Raw genomic sequence first — 15,303 nt, 5'->3', positions numbered from 1 at the left:
AAGCGTTAATGCTTCCCTTTTCGTGGTGAATTCACCCATGTATAAGCAAAATTGAAAAGTTCATTGCATTAACTCTATACGTTATGTCTGAAATGAATCGGGTTAACGGGTATTCCAAAGATAGCTTTCGCATGGACATAACGACTGAGTCAGCATCGACAAGGTTAAGTTTAAACCAGCCCATTAACGTAAAAAACAGGCAGGGCAGGCCAGTAAATGGTGAATACAAAAAATTGCCAAAGCGTCTTTCCAGTTACGCGGGCAACAGGTCCGGAACGCTTTTTACTTCGAAAGTTCGCCAGTAAAAGTACCACTCACGCTAACGCGACTCTGCCCTTTTTACCTGCTTCCCAGCAAATCTCACTCGTATTGTGCGTGCTTGTCTTTATCTGCTGGTTACTACCGGGACTGTCAGGACATGAACCGTGGAAACCGGATGAAGCCTATACGTTCGGGCTGATCCGTCATATTGCCCAGACTGGCGACTGGGTCGTACCTACATTGGCAGGCGAACCCTTCATGGAGAAGCCGCCACTGTATTTTGTTGTGGCCTCTTTTTTTCTCCGCCTCTTCAGTCCGTTGTTAGGCGAGCCTGATGCCGCGCGTATGGCAACCGGCTTTTTTATCGTGATTGCCTGCTATGCCATTGCGCTCTCGGCCAGAGAGTTGTTCGGTAAAGGTGCTGGGCGCTGGGCCGTACTTATCCTGTTTGCCTGCATCGGCTTTCCTGTCAGAGCACACCAAATGATTACCGATACCGCGTTGTTTGCGGGCGGCGCTATAGGTATTTATGGTTTCATTTTGGGGATTCGCCGCCATGTGTTAGGTGGCGCGATACTGGGCATTGGCGCAGCGGTGATGTTTCTCTCTAAAGGGCTTCTCGGCCCCGGCATATTGGGACTGACAGCGCTGACGTTACCCTTAATGAACACAGCGTTTCGTAGCAGACGCTATATCGTGTTTTGTGCTATCGCGTTTCTGGTGTTTTGCCCGCTGGTTGTGCCGTGGCTGTATGCGCTCTGGATGCGTTCTGAAAAGCTGTTTTCAACCTGGCTACTGGTCAATAATTTTGGCCGTTTTGACGGTACCGCTAAGCTCGGGCCTAAAGCGAAACACTTTTTTTACTTTAAACTGCTTCCCTGGTATGCCTTTCCTGCATTGCCGATGGCTGCGTGGTGGCTCTGGCGCAGTTGGAAAACCGGCATCAGCGCATCCGCAATGGTGTTGGTAACGTTTTTTTTAGCCGGTTTTGTCACGTTGTCGAGTGCATCTGACGCGCGGGAGCTTTACGCCATGCCGCTGCTTCTGCCGTTGGTCATACTGGCAGCAGGTGCCTGTCAGCAGAAAACCCTCTGGACGATAAAGTTGCGGCCATGGGCACTCGGCTTATTCTGCCTGCTTCCAACGGTGATGTGGGGAGCGGGCATCATCCTGATGACCGGCTGGCCTGCGCCACTGTGGAATAAATGGGTGGCACAGGGGGCGCCCGGATTTACGCCTCAGATCTCATCAGTGATGTTTGCAGCAGCATTACTGGCTACTTTATTGCTGAGCGGGCTGGTGTTTTTGAATCGCACCTGCCGGGAAAGTCCCTTATCAATTTTTACCAGTTGCATCACGCTGTGCTGGGTGTTGGCCATGACGCTGGGCATGCCTTATCTGGATTACACCAAGCGTTATTCTGATGTTTTTCTCCCGCTGCGGGCATGGTTGCCAAAGGATGAATGTGTCGCGAGTCGGCATCTTGGCGAACCACAACGGGCTTTACTGGAATATTACGATGGGCTGATAACGCTGCGAGAAGGGAAGCACAGAGGCGCCTACCGCTGTAACTGGCTGCTCGTGCAACATGATAAAAGGCATCCTGAGGAATTTGTCGACGGGACGTTGGTCTGGCAAGGGGAGCGGCCTGCGGATAACGAAGAGAATTACCAACTTTATCGACTGAACAGATAAGCCAGTATTTTTCATGCTTAACTCGCCTGAGGTCATTTTGCAGGCGAGTGAGGATTCGTTACATCGGCTATTTCAGTGAAAACTGCACTCAGGGAAGCGACAGATGAACTTCATTTTCTTTTGGTGCCCAGTCTCTGTCAGAGAACTCATCTACAGAATAGGAGACATTGCGCAGCCCTTGGGTGCCAAGAAAGTTTTTTACGCCTTCCTGAAGATTACCGTCACGAAACAGTTCAGCAATAACAAACAGGGCATCGGAAAGCGAAAGCGTTCTGATTTGCGCGGGTAGCCAGTTTGTACGCGTGAAGATCAGATGATAAAGCGCTTCATCTCCCGATAAGGGAAAATAGCGCGTCCCAAATTGTTTGCGATGCTTGTCCAGAATGATTTCAAGGATGAAAATCTGTGCTGTACGTTGCCTGATTTGATTCACAAAAACATTTTCGGAATTGCCCATATCCAGCGTCGTGGCATCGTTGTTCTGCTTAACGCGTGTCTCGATAGCATTCCAGAGGTTGTCATACTGATTCATAGCTCGCCTTGTCTGAAATTGTCGTTTTCATAACAACGTTAGCAGAAGGAACTCGTGCGGCAAAGGTCGCGAGTATAATCAGGCGCTTTTGGCCGCAAAAAAACAGTATTGGTTTTACTGCTTCAGTGCCGCTGCGTAGTGCCCTGCAAACACGGGCTGTGCAGTATGACGTTTTTATGAAGCGGAGAAAGAAAATAGCAGAAGTTATGTTTGATGCAGTGAAAAAAAAATGGCCACAAAGGGCCATGTCGAGAAATTCAGACGCGATTAATGCAACACACCGGCAGTGGTTAAACAAAGTGTGCAAAACGCAACGCTGAATGCAGAGAAACCCACCAGACCAAGAACGACGAAACCGAAATTTCTCATATCGACCTCCACCGTGTCCGGGTGACACAGCCAAATCATAGGGCTGGCGGGTAAAAAAGTACATACTGTTAATAAAGACATAGAAAATACTGCTGTGACATTCATTAAATGGCTATTGTCGTTGTTAACGCTATTTGATCTCCGGCATCTGCCAGTAATGGTTTAGCGCCGCCGGAAAGTCTTTTAGCAAGGCGCTGACCTTTTACAGTTAAAGCTTGTGACGCTAAGGCCCTCAATGCAGCCACACAGCTCGCGCATGCTCTGCGGGGTTGCTTGACAGGAGCTATGCCTCATACAAATAGACGAGGCGTAATTCATTTATGATTTCCTGAAAATATACTATTTTTCATATTTAAGGCATTTGATGGGGGCACTCACTAATCTGAAGTTAATTGAACTTTTTCAATAATCGGGTTAAATTAATGATTGGCTTAGATTTTATGAGAATATGCTATTTTTAAATCTCTTAATTATCAATAGAAAGAATTATTAATAACAGAGACGGACTTACATGCGCCGCTTAGTTTAATAAACATGCGCATCTGATTGAGCAGTTACCCAATTAACTTTAGGTTTACAGGATTATGGAGATCTATTTGTATTTTTAGACCAGCGGTCGACTCGACCAGTATTGTATTTTCTTCATGCTCGAATACGCTGACAAAAGGATTTTAGTTTTCAGAATACAAAATCCATATTGGATTTTTATCTTTATCAAGATAAGCAATGAAACCCTCGGAGCCGTAGCTTCCTTCTCCTACATAACAATAACATTCATTGAGTAACCTGACTTCTTTTATTACATCAATGGATGTGACTTCTTCATTATTGTTACGATAAAAATCTATAAAATCAAAATCCGCACCCACTTCAATTTTTGGTGTGGGAAAGGATGTAATTTTACAGGATGTAGCTCTTCCATCGAAAAAAAACAGCATCCTTTATTGGCAATAACTCTTCTTTCTATAATTTTGATATGATGCTTTGCATTATTTTATCCACATTTCTTGGGCCGTGTGTTTAATCCTTTGTCGGGAACAACACCACCTGCTTTAATATTACGGCGATCTTTAAATCGCTGCTGAAATTTCTGCCACCATGTTTTCCCTGTTGATGATTCAGGGTGAGGGGCTAAAGGATTGACTTTATTGACCTTTACTTATCCAATCCTGATTCATAAGCTGCATCCAAGCTTCTGTTGTCATAAGTGACTAGTTGCCCGTCAACATCTACTACATTCAATGGAGACCTGTTCCAGTCCCACTGACCATTTTTCATAATTTCAGCATAATCATTCGCCGAAATTGTCCTCTGAGAAAAATTGATATCCTTGGGATTAACCCATTCCCCACTCAACCCCAGCGGATCCACCCCAGCTCAGCGGGTTTGGTGCATACTGATACAGGTTCCAGCCGCCTTTCAGCCCTATCGGGTCATCGGGACGATCCCGGTGCGGCCATACTTTTCAGGTCACTTAACATACTGATGTACATTGACTTTATAACGCCAGCTCTGCCGATTACTGCCCGGTTTTGCCATATACCCCGACGCGCACTTTTGGCCCGCACGCTACTGCCTAGCCGTGACTATCTCTGTCTGCACCAAGAAGTGGCCCGCTATGTGCAGCAGAAGCGGGATGCCAGGCAGACCCGGCAACAGATCGAGACGTTGCTGACTCGGGTCAGCGGCTGACGGTAAAAAGCCGGAAGGATCGTTAAGATCGCCTCCGGCTATTATTATTCGTAGACTTTTGCAGCCATTAAAATATCTGCAAAAACTTTCCAGTTCGTATCCTTTGGCAACGGCTGGTTAGTGTTTTCATAATACCCATCCATATCCTCAATCCATGAAGCTATAGCTTCAAGATAAGAGCTGAGATCTTTATTTTCCCATTCATCAGGGTTGTCTTTAAGATCTTTCGCCAGAGCTTCTATAAGTTTAACAAGCCCATCTTTACTGCTAACCGGTAATAAATCATCTAACATTTTAGCCACCTATAACTCTCTTAATACCATCACCCATTTTAAGAATGATACTTTTTCCATCTGTTTTTGTAGTCATTTTCCACATTTGGCCAGCAATTTCTTTCTCCGTAGCCCACTGCACCGGTATTTCTTTCAGCCCTGACAGTTTGAATGCAGCCAGTCTCCTGTGGTCCAGAGTCCATAATTTTCCGCTTGAGTCTTGCCAAATTTTAATTGCGGGTAAATCAGTGGGCTTGAGAGTACCGTTTTTAAGAGCAGCTGCGTTATTGAGAACGGTATGCTCGCCCGTTTGATTCTTAATTGAACTTTGCATGAAATGGATATCGTCAGGATTCTTTGTAAAGCTCCCACACTTATTCAACCCCAACGGGTCGATCCAACTCAGCGGGTTCGGCGCATACTGATACAGGTTCCAGCCGCCTTCCAGCCCTATCGGGTCCTGAACCGTGAACCGTCCCACCTGTGGATCGTAGTAACGGAACAGATTGTAGTGTAGACCGGTTTGGCTGTCCGCATACTGGCCCGCATAGCGCAGGGGCTGATGGGGCAGGGCAGACTGTTTTGCCAGCCGGGTAAAGCCCTCCGTCTGTCGGCGCACCTCGCCAAAGCTGCCGTACTGGCCGCTCCAGCGGATATCGCCCCGTTCATCGGTCACCTCCAGCGGCGCACCGTTGAGATCGGTATTGAACTACAACACATCGCCCCGGACGCCATATGGTCGATGCGCGCCAGCGGGCTCCAGGCCTCGTTCGGAGCGTGCACCAGGGCCGTGTCCACATTACGCGGGTAGAATAACTTGCCCCTTCCAGACCTATCGGGTCATCGGGACGATTCCGGTGCGGTCGTACTTTTCAGTCTACTTAACCTGCTGATGTAGCGTGACTTTCTGACGACAGACTTGCCTGCTGTGGTCCATTTTTTTCCCAATGCCCCGATGCGCACTTTTGGCCCGCAAGCTACTGCCTCGCCGGGTTGTGACTCACCCACCGCACCGTTGCTCAACCACCAGGGATGGCGACACCCGCGCTCACCGGCGGTGGCGTAAGACATAACGTATAATACCGTTCCGTTATGTTGAACGGACGCCTGACCGACAACGGCTCGCCTGCCGCCGGACCGGTGGCCGTTTACCCTCGCACGCGCCGGTGGCCGGGGGCAGTCAGTGCGCAGGGATGTACCGCTGTCTGCCCTGCACCTTATTCACGGCCTTACAGCCTGCGCCGGCTAACGTTGTACACTGTCCGGCGACACGGCCGGGCTTTCCTTCTGCGCCGCCGCTCTGCCGGATGCGTCTTTTCATGCACCCGCTGCAGCGGCGCTATCCGGTAACGGTGAAGATCGCTTCCGGCTTATTTTAATCATAGTTAATTTGGATTAGGCTCTTAACTTATAAATATCTTTAGCTTCTTCATCCATATCCAGACTTCCAAGAGCACCCAGATCTAAGCTATAGACCAGTTCACTATTGTCTTTCACATTTATAAAATAACCAAGGTCACCATCCTGACCTATTAATAAATAATCTGGCTCAACATCTTGTATAGTGTATGTTTCGTTTCGTTCTACAAGGTCTTTATAATTATAAAGGTATACAGTATCTCCCTGAGGGGTATGGATCTCATAAGTGTCCGTATCTTTTATTTCCTCAGATGAGAACTGTTTGTATTTATTTGGAAGTTTAATATTGAGAGTGCTCTCAGCAACCTTAAGACCATCTAAAATTTCATCTTTATTCATAACAATTCACCTATTTTTTCCAAGCGGCAGCATATTAAATATCAAAAAATGGATTGCTCATATTACCTTCTCTAAGTCCGTCAAAATATTTAAATGCATCACTGAGAGATTTACGGGCCTGGTTAGTGGGCACGCCAGCATCTAACATTTCTTTATAGCTAATATTAAATTCTTGCCTCAGGGTTGTATCCCAGCCACCCGTCGTAGCTCTTCGGGCGCGCTGCGCAGCACTGATAGCAGCATGCGGGCTACCAGATGATGATTTTAATAAAGTTGCAGGCGCAGAATTTCTTTGATAACCACTAATCCTTTTCTTGGCCCAGGCATCTTGAACAGGATGATGACTTTGTACAAAACCATCAGCTTTACTATTTGTATGCCCTGCTGAGCGATTGATTCCCGGAGATAATTTTCCGTGAGGATCGACATCGCCAGTTTTGTAGCCATTAGGAGCGCTACACTTATTCAACCCAGCGGATTCACCCAACTCAGCGGGTTCGGTGCATACTGATACAGGTTCCAGCCGCCTTCCAGCCCTATCGGATCCTGAACCGTAAACCGTCCCACCTGGGGATCGTAGTAACGGAACAGATTGTAGTGTAGACCGGTTTCGCTGTCCGCATACTGGCCCGCATAGCGCAGGGGCTGATGGGGCAGGGCAGACTGTTTTGCCAGCCGGGTAAAGCCCTCCGTCTGTCGGCGCACCTCGCCAAAGCTGCCGTACTGGCCGCTCCAGCGGATATCGCCGCGTTCATCGGTTACCTCTAGCGGTGCCCCGTTGAGATCGGTATTGAACCACAACACATCGCCCCGGTCGCCGTCTGCCATATGGTCGATGCGCGCCAGCGGGCTCCAGGCCTCGTTGGGAGCGTGCACATAGGGTCTGGCACTGGCCCTTATCCTGCTGTTCCTGTAACAGGCGATAGCCTTGCCAGAGGAAACTGATTTCTTTAATATTTTTGTTATTAGTTTAACTCAGCAATGGTGTGTCAATTTTGACCGATGATTGTATTTTAATAACAAAATGTTCGTTTGAAAAAGTAAGCCAGCAACCTTGCTGGCTTACTTTTTTAGTCCCATCTTTCATCTATATATGGTGTGATGCTTTCAATTGTTAAGAACTTTGATTTGCAATAAAAATCGAGCTCGTTATTTTTTATTTTTATTTCTGAATAATTTTCAAAGGAATTTATTTCCGGGGAGCAAGAGAAGCCGATTCTAGAACCAGTGGCATTTAAATGGATAACATCTCCAAAGTTAATGACCAGGCTAAGTGCATTGAATCCATCCTTCTTCCATTTTTCAGGATGCTTTTTCGGTATTTCCTTACAAAAGAAATGAATTTTTAAGTCTGAAAAACGCTCCAATGAAAAACTTGAAATCTCGATATTTTGAATGTTTAATTCATTATCAAACATGAATTGAATTTTTTCTTTACCTATCGCATTTTTAAACCACATAGAAATACCTTATGGGAAATTATAGTGACCATGAGTACCAGGAACTGAACCGGTATTCAAGTTGTCAAGAGGCCTAAGATTAAAATGAGGTTCAGCTCCATGACCAGAAGTAGCCTTGGTATGTCCTAAACTATGTTCTTGTAGAAAGACGGACTGACCTCTTTTGTCAACAAATTCGTATTGCCTAGTTTTTATTGGCTGCCCAGTACTATCTAATATTTTTTTACCACTCCCATCTAGTAAGTCGGGTCTTGTGATAGAGCTAGGATGTTGATTCATTGGTATTCCAGCATCCCTTTTAGCTTGCCTAAACGCATCTCTGCGACTGATACCTTCATAAGATGTCTTTTTGTTTGGAGCACCGCAATTACTCAACCCCAGCGGATCCACCCAACTCAGCGGGTTCGGTGCATACTGATAAAGGTTCCAGCCGCCTTCCAGCCCTATCGGGTCCTGAACCGTAAACCGTCCCACCTGGGGATCGTAATAACGGAACAGATTGTAGTGTAGACCGGTTTCGCTGTCCGCATACTGGCCCGCATAGCGCAGCGGCTAATGGGGCAGGGCAGACTGTTTTGCCAGCCGGGTAAAGCCCTCCGTCTGTCGGCGCACCTCGCCAAAGCTGCCGTACTGGCCGCTCCAGCGGATGTCGCCGCGTTCATCGGTTACCTCCAGCGGCGCACCGTTGAGATCGGTATTGAACCACAACACATCGCCCCGGTCGCCGTCTGCCATATGGTCAATGCGCGCCAGCGGGCTCCAGGCCTCGTTGGGATAGTACGCGTAGGTCTGGCACTGGCCGTTATCATGCTGCTCCTGCAACAGGCGATAGCCCTGCCACAGAAAACGGACTTCTTTACGATCGTGCTGGGTGCTGACCACTTTGCGGGTGCGCCTGCCCAGCGCATCATAATGATAGTGCGCGGTAAACCCGCCGTCCGGGCCATTGCCTTTAGCGGTGATGAGCCGGTTTCGGCGTCATAGGTAAAATGCTGCTCATGCAGGCCGCTGCGTCGACTGACCAGGTTGCCCCAGCCATCATATTTCATAAACAGGTTTTGCCAGTGATGCAGTCGATTGTCGGTAACCGGCAACGCGTGCAGTGCATCGTCGTTGGCGGCCAGGTTGTCCGCATTATCATAAGCAAAATGCGACGTGCTGTGGCCCTGTCTGGCTTCGTAGTGCTTCAGCAGGCGGCCTTCATCATCGTAACCATAGATAATGTCGCCGCGTAGCGTATCGCTGACGGATTCCAGCTCACTGCGTGCCGAATAGCGGAAAGCGCGTTCCAGAATGGCTTTTTCCGGCAGCACCACCTCGCTATGCAATTCACTGCGCTGCATCGTGCGCCTGCCAAGGCTGTCGTACTGGCGCGCCTGCTCTCTTGCGCCCTGACTGCGGCGAATTTCGCGGTGCAGGCGGTCGCGGGTAAATTCACTGACCAGTTGCTGATTGAAGCGGATGGCGCTGACGTGGCCAGAGCCATAGTGCAACCAGGCAAGTTGCTGTTCACCCGGCAGGGTCAGATGGGTGAGGTTGCCCAGTTCATCCCATTCGTAATCCAGTTTCCCGTTTATACCGGCTTCTGTTAACAGCTGACCTGCGGCGTCATAGGTAAAGGCGATTTCATCGTCTTCGATACCAAGCGCCATTCCGTCGCTGGTCGGCGTGCGAACCAGGCTGGCAAGTTGACCGCTACGATGACGCCGGTAGTGGTATTCTGCATGCTGCGTTGTGCGCTGGGTAATCAAACCGCTGTCGTCGTAGCTAAAGCGCTGCCAGCGTCGGGCTATGCCACCGTCATTAGCGGGCTGGCCATTTTCCTGCAAACCGCTGAGAAAACCCTGTACGTTCCATTCCATATTGCGTGAGGTCTTATCGGGCCGGATCTCACTCAATGGACGGCCGAGCGGATCGCAGGTAAAGCGATAGTCACCGCCGTTGCCGTTTTCCAGCCGCAGCAGATTACCACGGGCATCGTAATGCCAGCGACGCGTGCGACCAATGCGGTCCGTCAGGCTCACCGGTAATCCGAGTGCGTTATAGGTCCAGCGGACTTCGGTTTCCAGCGGATCGCGCCACGCACTGAGCTGCCCCTGGGTGTTCCAGTGCAGGGTTTCCCGGCTGCCGTCTGGATGGATAATGGCGCAGAGTTGTCCCTTGTCATTCCACTCGCGCTGGGTGACATGACCTTCAGCATCCACGCTGCGAACAAGCTGGCCAAATCGGTCGTAGCTGAACGTCGTGACGCTGCCAGAGCAGTCGGTGCGCTGCGTCAGCAGCCCTTGTTGGTTCCATTCCAGCTTCACCACGCCGCCCGTTGCATCGGTGATGCTGTCTGGCAGCAGTTCTGTGTCATCAGGGTAGTGATAGGTGGTGACGTTATTGAGCGCATCGGTTTCAGTCAGCAGGCGAACATTAAGATCGTAAGCCGCCTGAGTCGCGCTCAGATCGGGATAGTCCGTACGGATCACGCGGTCGGTCATGCGGAACCAGTGATAAGTGGTTCGACGTCCGACCGGATCGATTTCCTGCGTCATGCGACCATAGCGGTCCCAGTTGCTACAGCGCATGGCACCGCCGGGCATAATCACATCGCACAACTCGCCTGCGCGGTAAACCAGCATGGTCTGGCGGCCGTCGAAGTCGGTGAAGCGGGCGACATGATCGTCATCGTCAATGAGCCAGTGAGCTTCAACGCCGTCATCACGTCGCGCGCGTCGGATACCGTTGTCAAAATCGTACTCAAAATCCAGCTGCTCGCCGCCGCTGTGACGGAAGGCCACCACTCTTGGAAGGCCATCGATTTCCTGCCAGCGATACTCACTGAGCAGGCCATTCATATCTTCATGGGCGACCATCAGGCCATCGCGCCACTGGAAGCGTCGGCGCACGCTACCGCCCCGGCCCGTTACCCTAACGAGTTGGCCGATAGCATCATAAGCGTAACTGACCAGACAACTATCGTCATCCAGCCAGGCACCTGCAAGCCTGTTATTCGCATAGCGGCAGGTGACGCGCTGACCGGCGCTGTCTGTCAGCGCGGCCAATGTGTGATCGGGGTTCCAGTCGAACTGAATCTCGTTGCCGCAGGGCTCGGTCAGGCAGAGGGGAAGAGAAGGGGCATCATCGCGCAAGGGCATAAAATGCCAGCGCTCACCGCTGATGTCATACAATGACCAACTGTCGTCCCGATGATGTTCCAGCCAGCGTTTCTCCGCTTCGCAGTAGGTACGCTGGCCTTTGGGCACCAGAGGAAAAGAGACGTAATCGCCGGAGGGCGCACGCCAGACCAGCCCATCCTGGTAGCGTTCCAGACGGGTTTCCCAGAACAGGTTCCAGCCACGGCCTAATACGCTGTCGCCGGGATTACCGCTGCGCCAGTAGCGCTGCCAGCGTAGCGGCAGCCGGGAGGGCAGCACAAAATCCAGTTCATCATCGCCGCTAAGAAACTTCTGGCCGCTTACGATATCAACGGGACGGGCAAGAATACCTGCAGCCGCCACACCGGTCATCAAGGCACCAGCACGGCAGGCCACCCGGGCGATTTTATTGATGCCGGGAATCTTGCTCAGTAATTTACCCAGCGCGCCGACCTTGCCAGCCGCACCGCCCACGCCACCGGCCAGCCCGGCAAACAGCAGGGTAAGATCGGAGGCTTTATAAACCCATTCGGGCACTTCAGGTTGGACAGGCAGCGTTTGTTCAGGCTCGCCGCCGATATAGACGTTGTCAGAACCGGTCATCACTTTGGCATCGCAGGTGGTGCGATCGTCGAGGCGTGACGCAGGCAGGCCATTGATGTACACCCGAGAGGAGCCTTCCGCCATCTGCTGCGGACCATCGTCCTTGCAGGCCACTATGCTGTTGGTGGCCATGGCGGCGGGTTTACTGTTAATAAAGACATTGGGTGAACCGGTGGTAATCTTGCCCTTTGGGGTCATGCTGGCCGCCCCAGCATCCGCTATTCCGTCTCGCGCGGCGGTGGCCAGTTCGCCAGTAAGGTAACCCACGCCGATACTGAGTCCAACCAGCAATACGCCCACGCCAAGGCAGGAGGCGCCTATCCCGGCAATCATCAATGCACCCGCAGCAATACCGCCCGCCGCAGCGATCAGTCCACCGACAATAGTGCCTGCAATCATGCCCGCCAGGGCATGAGAGTGACCGATATCATCGCCGAGGCGTGCAGCTTCAAACATGATAATTGCCCTTGTCGTTAAGCATTAAAGCGAAAACTTTTAAGCAGTGCCTGAAACTGTTCGCTGTCCGCGTCACCAATGGCGGACGTAGAGGTCATGGTAAAGACCAGTACTTTGTGACCATCGGGCGTGAAGACCGACTGCTGTTGCCAGATGCGTTTGCCGTCACGCAGAAAACTGGCGTGTACGCATTCACCCTGTAGCAGCGCGTCACCCAATACCGCAGCGCTGCGTTCGGTTTGTTTCCATCCCTTTATGTGTTTTTGCATTAGCGTGAGCTGACGGTCGATGTACGCAGGCAGCGTTTCACCCTCGTTAAGCGTATCGCGTGAAATAGTAAAAGCGGGAGCAGAGGCACCAGAGGCGGTGAAAGCGTTAACCGTGCGGTCCTGATAATCATCAGGCAGTGTGATTTGGCCTTCCGTAAACAGACAAGCGATGTTTGAGCCTGACATCGTGCAGATTCCCTATCCTTAAGATGTGCTCAAGTTTGTCATGAAAAGCGGCGAATCTCCAGCAAAGGCATGCGCAGAGAGAGGGCGTATATATAATGTCAGAATAATCCTGATCGCGATGCAAAAAATGGCCTCATGGTGAGGCCAGAATGTGTTACCTGTGTGGACCGCCGCCAGGGCCACCGCCCCCGCCAGGGCCCATATGTCCCGGGCCGTCGCCTCCGGGGCCCCAGAATGGCCAGACGCATCCCGACAGGGCAGAAACACTTGCTAACGCGATAACGAACAGAATCACTTTTTTCATACAGGCTCCTGATTAACAGGAATGACTATATCAAGCTCTGCTTGTACAAATGTGTAGCGGATGAAAAAGACCCGGCAGGATAGCGTAAAAGTTCCGTTAATCGGGGCGTTCAGCAGCGAAAAGCGGTCGCAGCCCCACGTTCTGGCCTTGTCGCGTGCGTTTAATCCTGAGAACACCCTTCCGAATATTCCCGCTTCCCCGATAAACGAACCACGACAGTTATTCGTGCAGGCAACATCGTTATCTCTGATAGCTGAAAATGAACATCTGCAGATTACAGCGGCGCTGTTTTTGAGCGGACACGCCGGCCCCTTGCATCAGAACTGTGCAATACAACGCGGTTTTAGTCTCAGATCGGGTGCAGGCTGGCGTGGCGCTTACCCTGATCTCTGGCCTGTTAATTGCAGTGAAGAGGGGGTGAAGTCACCTTAAAACAATGCGAAAGGAGTGGAACGAATGTCGGCAAGCCGTTTATATGTTGCGCGTATAGGGTTGTCTGTAATTATCGCGGGGTTATCGTGCTCAACGGCGGCCTTTGGCGCAAATGTCCCAGCTGGGGTGGCGCTGGCACCCGTGCAGGAGATCGTGCGGGGCAACGGTGACGAGCCTGCAACCCTGGACGTTGACAAAGCTGAAACCAACGATGCCTTTTCTGTTATTAACGACCTGTTTGAAGGGCTGGTGCGGACTGATCCAGAGGGCAAAGTCATACCGGGACTCGCTGCTTCGTGGGAAACGGCCGACAACAAAGTCTGGACCTTTCATCTTCGTCCTGACCTGACATGGTCAGACGGATCGCCGCTGACAGCTGAAGATGTTGTCTTCAGCTGGCGTCGTCTGACCGATCCCAAAACGGCATCGCCTTATGCATCCTTTGCTAACTATGCGCATATCCTTAACGCTGATGCGGTGACGGGGGGGAAAAGCCCGCCTGACAGTCTGGGCGTAAAAGCCCTGGATGCGCACACCGTGCAGGTCACTCTGGATCAGCCTGTGTCCTATTTTTTGCAGTTTGTTGCCCATCCTTCCCTGTTTCCGGTCAGCGAAAATAATGTTAAAAAATTTGGCGAAGACTGGACCCGACCGGGCAACATGGTCAGCAGCGGTGCCTATAAACTGGACCAGTGGGTGGTAAATGAAAAAATTACGCTAACCCGCAACGACCGTTACTGGGATAACGCGCATACCCTCATCAACCGCGTAACCTTTTTACCGATCCACGATGTTTCTGCCGAGCTTAACCGCTACCTGGCCGGCGGTATTACGATTACGGAGAGCATTCCCGCCATTGATTTTACCCGGATGAAAAAAGAGCGGCCCAAAGAAGTGCACAGCACCTCTATTTATAGCGTGTTCTATTTCCAGATAAATACGCATAAACCGCCCTTTACCGATGTCCGCGTGCGTCAGGCGCTGGACCTGGCGCTGGATAAAGGCATCATCGCCGATAAGGTTATCGGCATGGGACAGAAACCAGCTTATACCGTTGTGCCATTATCAATGGGGGACGTCAAACTGTCTCCGCCTGACTGGGCGGGCTGGACGCAGGCACAGCGTATCAAAAAAGCTCAGGCGTTACTCAGCGAAGCCGGTTTTTCAGCCAGCCACCCTCTGAGTTTTACTCTGCTCTACAACACCAATCAGGATAACCAACGTATCGCGATTGCCGCTGCTTCCATGTGGGGTAAAACGTTAGGTGCGAAGGTCACGCTGCAAAATCAGGAATGGAAAACCATGCTGGATACCATGCATCAGAGGCAATATGATCTGGTGCGCTACACCTGGATTGGTGACTACAGTGAGCCCTCTACTTTTTTAAATACCTTTCGCAGTGGCGACAGCCAGAATAGCTCAGGTTATGCCAGCACAGCGTTTGATGCGGCAGTAAAAGCCGCGGGAATGGATACCGATCCAAACGCCGTAACCCAGGATTACCAGAAAGCCAGCGACATTATTGCAAAAGATGCGCCGGTTATTCCGGTTTTCTATGGTGCGCTCAACAAGATGGTCAGTCCAAAGGTCGGCGGCTATGCCCCATCGCATCTGGGTTTCTACTACACCAAGGACCTTTATCTTGTTAAATAAAATGCGCGCCGGTACGTTTCTGACGTAACCGATTTGCTGAGTGCTCTTTACTCGCTGGGGCCAGCTTTGGGCCCAGCGAGCCTGGTGACATCCCCCGCCTTTTCTGTCAGCGCTGTAAAACCTCCCTTCACAGGCAGTCAACGCTGTTCTCTGACACAGCAAATCCGAAAGATTGAAACTCGCTTGCAAAAGGTAACGACTGGAAATGTTCTTCTGTT

General features: G+C 50.8%; 8 protein-coding genes and 3 pseudogenes. 2 read left to right on the top strand and 9 right to left on the bottom strand.

Annotated elements, in window-relative coordinates; translation table 11 throughout:
- The first annotated feature begins 216 nt into the window (after window positions 1–216).
- Window positions 217–1,956 carry a glycosyltransferase family 39 protein gene (locus GKC68_RS16525; RefSeq protein ID WP_058707262.1) on the top strand — a complete coding sequence of 580 codons (1,740 nt, stop codon included), beginning with the start codon at window positions 217–219 and terminating at the stop codon, window positions 1,954–1,956.
- 88 nt (window positions 1,957–2,044) lie between these two features.
- Here the strand turns inward: GKC68_RS16525 and GKC68_RS16520 are convergent, their stop codons facing one another.
- The 9 genes and pseudogenes from GKC68_RS16520 to GKC68_RS16480 all read right to left on the bottom strand — a co-directional run bounded on the left by GKC68_RS16520 (window position 2,045) and on the right by GKC68_RS16480 (window position 13,000).
- Window positions 2,045–2,488, bottom strand: coding sequence for a hypothetical protein (locus GKC68_RS16520; protein WP_013024960.1), 444 nt, complete (start codon window positions 2,486–2,488; stop codon window positions 2,045–2,047).
- 2,105 nt (window positions 2,489–4,593) lie between these two features.
- Window positions 4,594–4,842 (bottom strand): hypothetical protein, encoded by a 249-nt coding sequence (locus GKC68_RS16515; protein WP_028723926.1) that lies wholly within the window; start codon window positions 4,840–4,842, stop codon window positions 4,594–4,596.
- Window position 4,843: 1 nt separating this feature from the next.
- Window positions 4,844–5,604 (bottom strand): annotated as a pseudogene (locus tag GKC68_RS16510) (RHS repeat-associated core domain-containing protein); the annotation flags it as partial.
- A gap of 612 nt (window positions 5,605–6,216) precedes the next feature.
- Entirely contained in the window at window positions 6,217–6,579 is a 363-nt protein-coding gene (locus GKC68_RS16505; RefSeq protein ID WP_110957541.1) for an SMI1/KNR4 family protein, read from the bottom strand.
- Between the two features lie 34 nt (window positions 6,580–6,613).
- A pseudogene (locus GKC68_RS16500) lies at window positions 6,614–7,531 on the bottom strand (RHS repeat-associated core domain-containing protein); the annotation flags it as partial.
- Window positions 7,532–7,649: 118 nt separating this feature from the next.
- Window positions 7,650–8,039, bottom strand: a complete 390-nt coding sequence (locus tag GKC68_RS16495; protein WP_013024965.1) for an Imm50 family immunity protein — start codon at window positions 8,037–8,039, stop codon at window positions 7,650–7,652.
- Window positions 8,040–8,048: 9 nt separating this feature from the next.
- Window positions 8,049–12,241, bottom strand: a pseudogene (locus GKC68_RS16490) (HNH/endonuclease VII fold putative polymorphic toxin).
- A gap of 17 nt (window positions 12,242–12,258) precedes the next feature.
- On the bottom strand, window positions 12,259–12,696 hold the full coding sequence (locus GKC68_RS16485; protein ID WP_247101711.1) for a DUF1795 domain-containing protein: 438 nt from the start codon (window positions 12,694–12,696) through the stop codon (window positions 12,259–12,261).
- A 154-nt stretch (window positions 12,697–12,850) separates the two neighbouring features.
- On the bottom strand, window positions 12,851–13,000 hold the full coding sequence (locus GKC68_RS16480; RefSeq protein WP_019105962.1) for a hypothetical protein: 150 nt from the start codon (window positions 12,998–13,000) through the stop codon (window positions 12,851–12,853).
- Window positions 13,001–13,456: 456 nt separating this feature from the next.
- On the opposite strand from GKC68_RS16480, the gene GKC68_RS16475 reads away from it, so the two are divergent.
- On the top strand, window positions 13,457–15,085 hold the full coding sequence (locus GKC68_RS16475) for an ABC transporter substrate-binding protein (protein WP_110145925.1): 1,629 nt from the start codon (window positions 13,457–13,459) through the stop codon (window positions 15,083–15,085).
- The last annotated feature ends 218 nt before the right edge of the window (window positions 15,086–15,303 follow it).

The sequence above is a fragment of the Pantoea sp. RSPAM1 genome, from assembly GCF_038816185.1.
GTDB lineage: Bacteria > Pseudomonadota > Gammaproteobacteria > Enterobacterales > Enterobacteriaceae > Pantoea > Pantoea ananatis.
This window is presented reverse-complemented; position numbering and strand designations above follow the sequence as displayed.